7 protein-coding genes are annotated in these 5,513 nt (G+C 70.4%); 4 read left to right on the top strand and 3 right to left on the bottom strand.

Annotation, left to right across the window (positions count from 1 at the left end; translation table 11 throughout):
* Positions 1 to 103 precede the first annotated feature (103 nt).
* Positions 104 to 238, top strand: coding sequence for a hypothetical protein (locus BMG07_RS43740; protein WP_269759867.1), 135 nt, complete (start codon positions 104 to 106; stop codon positions 236 to 238).
* A gap of 10 nt (positions 239 to 248) precedes the next feature.
* Here BMG07_RS43740 and BMG07_RS39680 read toward each other — a convergent pair whose 3' ends face one another.
* Both BMG07_RS39680 and BMG07_RS39675 read right to left on the bottom strand, forming a co-directional pair.
* Positions 249 to 491 (bottom strand): DUF333 domain-containing protein, encoded by a 243-nt coding sequence (locus BMG07_RS39680; RefSeq protein ID WP_198089067.1) that lies wholly within the window; start codon positions 489 to 491, stop codon positions 249 to 251.
* A 41-nt stretch (positions 492 to 532) separates the two neighbouring features.
* Positions 533 to 1,273, bottom strand: a complete 741-nt coding sequence (locus tag BMG07_RS39675; RefSeq protein WP_198089066.1) for a response regulator — start codon at positions 1,271 to 1,273, stop codon at positions 533 to 535.
* 142 nt (positions 1,274 to 1,415) lie between these two features.
* Here BMG07_RS39675 and BMG07_RS39670 point away from each other — a divergent pair, with 142 nt between their 5' ends.
* From BMG07_RS39670 to BMG07_RS39660, 3 genes are all read left to right on the top strand, one after another.
* Positions 1,416 to 1,757 carry a hypothetical protein gene (locus BMG07_RS39670; RefSeq protein ID WP_198089065.1) on the top strand — a complete coding sequence of 114 codons (342 nt, stop codon included), beginning with the start codon at positions 1,416 to 1,418 and terminating at the stop codon, positions 1,755 to 1,757.
* Positions 1,758 to 2,010: 253 nt separating this feature from the next.
* Complete coding sequence (locus BMG07_RS39665) at positions 2,011 to 3,291, top strand: ATP-binding protein (protein ID WP_307867311.1); 1,281 nt, start codon at positions 2,011 to 2,013, stop codon at positions 3,289 to 3,291.
* A gap of 111 nt (positions 3,292 to 3,402) precedes the next feature.
* Positions 3,403 to 5,187, top strand: coding sequence for a cytochrome c biogenesis protein DipZ (locus tag BMG07_RS39660; protein WP_198089063.1), 1,785 nt, complete (start codon positions 3,403 to 3,405; stop codon positions 5,185 to 5,187).
* Positions 5,188 to 5,208: 21 nt separating this feature from the next.
* Here BMG07_RS39660 and BMG07_RS39655 read toward each other — a convergent pair.
* Positions 5,209 to 5,513: response regulator transcription factor (locus BMG07_RS39655; RefSeq protein WP_198089062.1), on the bottom strand; the 305-nt coding region annotated here is incomplete at its 5' end.

The raw sequence follows: 5,513 nt of genomic DNA, 5'->3' as shown, positions 1-5,513 counted from the left end.
GGCGAAGCCGGGGGACATTCGCGGAGGGAGACACCCGGTGTCCTGTGCACACGCCCGAACAAGAGCCCCGAACAGCCACACCAATCAAGCGAAAGCAAAGAACATGAAGAAACTCTGGTTCGCCCTGCTGTTCCTCGCAGGGGGCATCTCCCACGAGATACGCAACCCCGTGAGCTGCCAGTGCATCACCGCCCGGCAATCCGACAACCTGCGCTCACGCGAGCGCAAGCCGTCGTGACGAAACCGCCCTACTTCGCAGGATGGTCGCGGCGATAGAGCGCCCACTCTTCGATCTGCTTGCCATCCGGCAGCGCGCAGATGCCGTACTGGCCCTTGTCGTTCGACCGCATCAGCGTCTTGCCTCCAAGGCTCTGGCAGTAGACCGAAGCCGGGTTCGCCATGCCGATCCGCGGTGGCGCGGGCGGCGGCGCCGGCTGGGCGCATGCGGTGATCAGGAGAGCACTCAAGGGCAACAACAGGGCTTTGATCATCCGGAAAGTTTAGACCCGGACCGCCCGCAAAGCCAGGCGCGTCAGTCCACGGCCTCGACCGACGACGCGAACACGTAGCCCTCGCTGCGCACCGTCTTGATGTAGCGCGGCTCGCGCGCATCCTCGCGCAGCCGCTGGCGCAGCCGGCTCACCAGCAGGTCGATGGAGCGTTCGAACAGCTCGGCCTCGCGGCCCTGCGTGAGGCTCAGCAGCTGGTCGCGGCTCAGCACCTTCTGCGGATGGTCGAGGAACACGCGCAGCAGTCGGTATTCCGCGCCGCTGAGCGCCACCATCAGGCCGCTGTCGTCGAGCAGATGCCGCGCGGTGGTGTCGACCTGCCAGTCGCCGAAGGCCAGCTTCGACGCGGCCTCGGTCGAGCGCATGTTGGGCGGCAGCATGCGCGTGCGGCGCAGCACGGCGCGCATGCGCGCCAGCAGCTCGCGCGCCGAGAAGGGCTTGGCCAGGTAGTCGTCGGCGCCCATCTCCAGGCCGAGAATGCGGTCGGCCTCCTCGCTGCGCGCGGTGAGCATCAGGATCGGCGTGGCCTTGTACTTGCCCGTGCGCAGGTCGCGGCACAGCGTGAGGCCGTCTTCGCCCGGCAGCATCAGGTCCAGGATGATCAGGTCGAAGGGCCCCGACTCTTCCAGCGCCGCGCGCATGTGGCGGCCGGTGGGCACCGCGATCACGCGCAACCCGTTCTTCACGAGGTAGGTGGTGAGCAGTTCGCGGATTTCCCGGTCGTCGTCGACGATGAGGATGTGGTCGGAGGTCTTGGCGTTCATGGCAATGCGGCGGGCGGCCCCGAAAAGGGATGACAGGCTGCAATGTAGCCCGCCCGCCGGGCCGGCCCGGTGCTTTTGTATGCCTGTGTATCTGGCGGGCCGACACGCCACATTACGTTGCGATGGGCATACTGGCCGCCTCATGAAAAAGCGCCTCCTCCTGTTGCCGCTGCTGGCAGTGCTCCCCGGCCTCGCCGCGGCCGGCTCCTCGTTCATCGGCACGCTCACCAGCGGCGGCGGCGTGGACGACATGCACGTGATCGTGCAGTCGGCCAACGGCCGGCGCGTCATGGTCTATTGCGACGGGCACTGCGGCGACTGGTTCGACGAGAACACGAAGGACGCGACCTTTCGCCTGAAGAAAAAGCTCGTGGGCCAGCGCGTGTTCGTCGACTTCGAGACGCAGCGCAACCGGGACCGCATCGCCGGCCCCGGGAACGACGAGATCCTGAACTTCGCCAGCAAGATCGAGCTGCGGAAGTAGCGCGGCCCCGGCGCCGGCCGCGCACGGCGCCAGCAGCACCCGGGCGAAACAGGTAATGTTTTATGTCCCGCCGCGCTGCCCAACACACTGGAATACAAAGAAGTGGTCGCCGGGGTCGCCCCGGGCCTATAAACCAGCCCATGCCCACCTCCGCAAGCCTCTCCGCATCCCCCACGGCAACACCGCCAGCAGCGGCGGCAGCGCCGCGCCCGCCGGCCTGCGGCGGCTCGCGCCGCGTTCGCTGTTCTCCCGCGTGACGCTGATCATCGTCATCGGCCTGGCGATCGCGCAGCTGCTGACTTTCGCGGCCATCCGCTACGAGCGCGGCATGGCGCTGCGCGAGCTGATGATGATCGGCATCGAGCGCGACATCGCGAGCTCGGTCGCCATCCTCGACCGCCTGCCCGCCGCCGAGCGCGCGGGCTGGCTCGCGCGGCTGGAGCGGCGCAACTACCACTTCGTGCTGGGCGGCAGCGCCGAGGGCACGCCGCCCGACACGGCCGCGTCGCAGCAGTTCGCCACCGCCATCGTCGACGCGATGCGGCCGTTCCAGATCGCCAAGGTCGGCCAGGTGAGCTCGCCTCGCGAAAGCCTGCAGATCGAGGTGCGGCTGTCGGACGGCTCCGCGCTGATCGTCCATGCGCGCCGGGTCGACATGCCGGTGTCGACCTGGGTCATGTGGCTGCTGTGGATCCAGCTGCTGGTGCTGGCCGTGTGCGCCTGGTACGCGGTGCGGCTGGTGACGCGCCCGCTGGCGCAGCTGGCGGACGCGGCCGACGACCTGGGCCCCGACCTCAAGGGGCAGCAGCTCGCCGAGGACGGCCCCACCGAGGTGGCGCACGCGGCCCGCGCCTTCAATGCCATGCAAAAGCGCATTGCCGGCTACATGGCCGAGCGCGTGGAGATTCTCGCGGCCATCTCGCACGACCTGCAGACGCCCATCACCCGCATGCGGCTGCGCACCGAGCTGATGGACGACGACCAGGACCGCGGCAAGTTCCGCCAGGATCTCGATGAAATGAACACGCTGGTGCGCGAAGGCGTGACCTACGCGCGCACGCTGCACGGCGCCACCGAGCCGCCCTGCCGCATCGACGCCGACGCGCTGTTCGAAAGCATGCTGGCCGACTACGAGGACGCGGGCGAACGCGTGCTGCTCGAGGGCCGCGCCGGAGCGCCCATCGTGACGCGGCCGAACGCGCTGCGCCGCATCCTGATGAACCTGATCGACAACGCGCTGAGCTTCGGCACCGACGTGCGCCTGCGCGTGAATGCCGATGCCGGCCGCCTGACGCTGGCCGTGCTCGACAACGGGCCCGGCATTCCGGCCGGCGAGCTGGAGAACGTGCTCAAGCCCTTCTACCGCGTCGAGAGTTCGCGCAACCGCAGCACCGGCGGCACCGGGCTGGGCCTGGCCATTGCGCACCAGCTCGCGACGGCCATGGGCGCCGAGCTGACGCTGCACAACCGCGACGAAGGCGGGCTGGAAGCCCGGCTGACCCTGCACACGCCGGCCGCGCCGCCACCGGACTAGCCACCGCCCCGCCCCACCCCGGTCCCGCCCCCCTCCAACCAGCGGCTCGTGCAACAGTCCGCGACGGCCCCGCTCGTTCTTTTTGCCTTTTTGTTCCACCGAGACCCGACCATGCTCCTCCTCATCGTTGCCTACCTGGGTGGTGTGCTCACCATCCTGAGCCCGTGCATCCTGCCGGTGCTGCCCTTCGTCTTCGCACGCGCCGACCGGCCGTTCCGCTCGCACGGCCTGCCGCTGCTGCTGGGCATGGCGCTGGCCTTTGCCGCCATCGCCACGCTGGCGGCCGTGGGCGGCGGCTGGGTGGTCACGGTGAACCAGTACGGGCGCTACGCGGCCATCGCGATGCTCGCGCTGTTCGGCCTCACGCTGCTGGTGCCCTCGCTGGCCGAGCGCATGAGCCGGCCGCTGGTGGCGCTGGGCATGCGGCTGTCCGGCCACACGTCCGGGCCCGCGTCCGGGCAGGCCTCGGTGTTTGCGCCGCTGCTGCTGGGCGTGGGCACGGGGCTGCTGTGGGCGCCGTGCGCGGGCCCGATCCTGGGGCTGATCCTGACGGGTGCGGCGCTCAACGGCGCGAGCGTCGGCACCTCGCTGCTGCTGCTGGCCTACGCGGCCGGCGCCTGCACCTCGCTGGCGGCGGCGCTGCTGTTCGGCGGCCGGCTGTTCGCGCTGCTGAAGGGGTCGCTGCGCACCGGCGAATGGGTGCGGCGCGGCGCCGGCGTGGCGGTGCTGGCCGGCGTGGCAGCCATCGCCTCCGGCCTGGACACCGGCCTGCTCAGCCAGCTGTCCCTGGGCACCACCTCGACACTCGAAAAGGCACTCGTGGACAAGATCGACATGAACAACACGCCGGCCGCCCCGCCGCAGGCATCCGTCGACCGCGCGGGCCTGGTGCTGGCATCGACGCAACCGCAACCGGTGCGGTCCACGCTGCCCGACGAGGGCGCCATTCCCCCGCTGGCCGGCGCCACCGAGTGGATCAACTCGCCGCCGCTCACGGCCGAGAGCCTGCGCGGCAAGGTGGTGCTGGTCGACTTCTGGACCTACTCGTGCATCAACTGCCTGCGCGCCCTGCCCTACGTCCGCGCCTGGGCCGAGAAGTACAAGGACCAGGGCCTGGTCGTGCTCGGCGTGCATGCGCCCGAGTTCGCGTTCGAGAAGCTGTCGTCCAACGTGCACCGGGCGACCAGGGACTTGGGCGTCGGCTTCCCCGTGGCGGTCGACAGCAACTTCGCGATCTGGCGCGCCTTCGGCAACCAGTACTGGCCGGCGCTGTACTTCGTCGATGCGCAGGGGCGCATCCGCCACCACCAGTTCGGCGAGGGCCGCTACGACAAGTCGGAACAGGTCATCCAGCAACTGCTCGCCGAGGCCGGCCGCCCCGCCGCCATCGCCTCGCTGGTGACGCCCGAAGGCCAGGGCACGCAGGCCGCGCCGGCCGCATCGCCCGCGCTGTCGGGCGAGACCTACCTGGGCTACGAGCGCGCGAACAACTTCGCGTCGCCCGGCGGCATCGCGAGCGACCGCGCCCGCATGTACCAGGCGCCGTCGTCGCTGCGCGAGAACCACTGGGCGCTGTCGGGCGAATGGACGGTGGGCAGCGAGCGCGCGGTGCTGGGCAAGGCACAGGGGCGCATCGCCTACCGCTTCCATGCACGCGACGTGCACCTGGTGCTGGGCCCGACGGCCGACGGCAAGCCGGTGCGCTTTCGCGTGCGCATCGACGGCCAGCCGCCGCTTGCCGACCACGGTGCCGACACCGACGCACAGGGCGAGGGAACCGTCGACGCGCAGCGCCTGTACCAGCTGGTGCGCCAGCAGGCGAACGGCAAGGATCGGCTGTTCGAGATCGAGTTCCTCGACGCCGGCGCGCAGGCCTACGTCTTCACCTTCGGCTGATGCCGTAGCCGCGCCAGCGGTTCAGAGCAGGCCGAGCGTCAGCGCCTTGAGCGTGGCGGCGGCGCGCGTGGTGCAGCCGAGCTTGCGGAAGATGTTTTCCAGGTGGGCGCGCACCGTGCTCGGGCTGATGCCCAGCGTGCGCGCCGCTTCCTTGTTGCTCTCGCCGAGGCTGATGCGGCCAAGCACCTCGACCTCGCGGCTGGAGAGCAGCGCGGCGCTTTCGCCGGACGCCACCGCCGCCGCCGCCACGGGCCGCGCATGCCCCGTGAGCGCCGCGACGGCCTGCGGGTCGAGCCGCCCGGCATCGCCTTCGGCGCGCAGCGCGG

This window comes from Variovorax sp. E3, assembly GCF_016082275.1.
Classification (GTDB): domain Bacteria; phylum Pseudomonadota; class Gammaproteobacteria; order Burkholderiales; family Burkholderiaceae_C; genus Variovorax.
The sequence above is the reverse complement of the archived record's forward strand: the minus strand, read 5'-3'. Positions and strand labels throughout refer to the sequence as shown.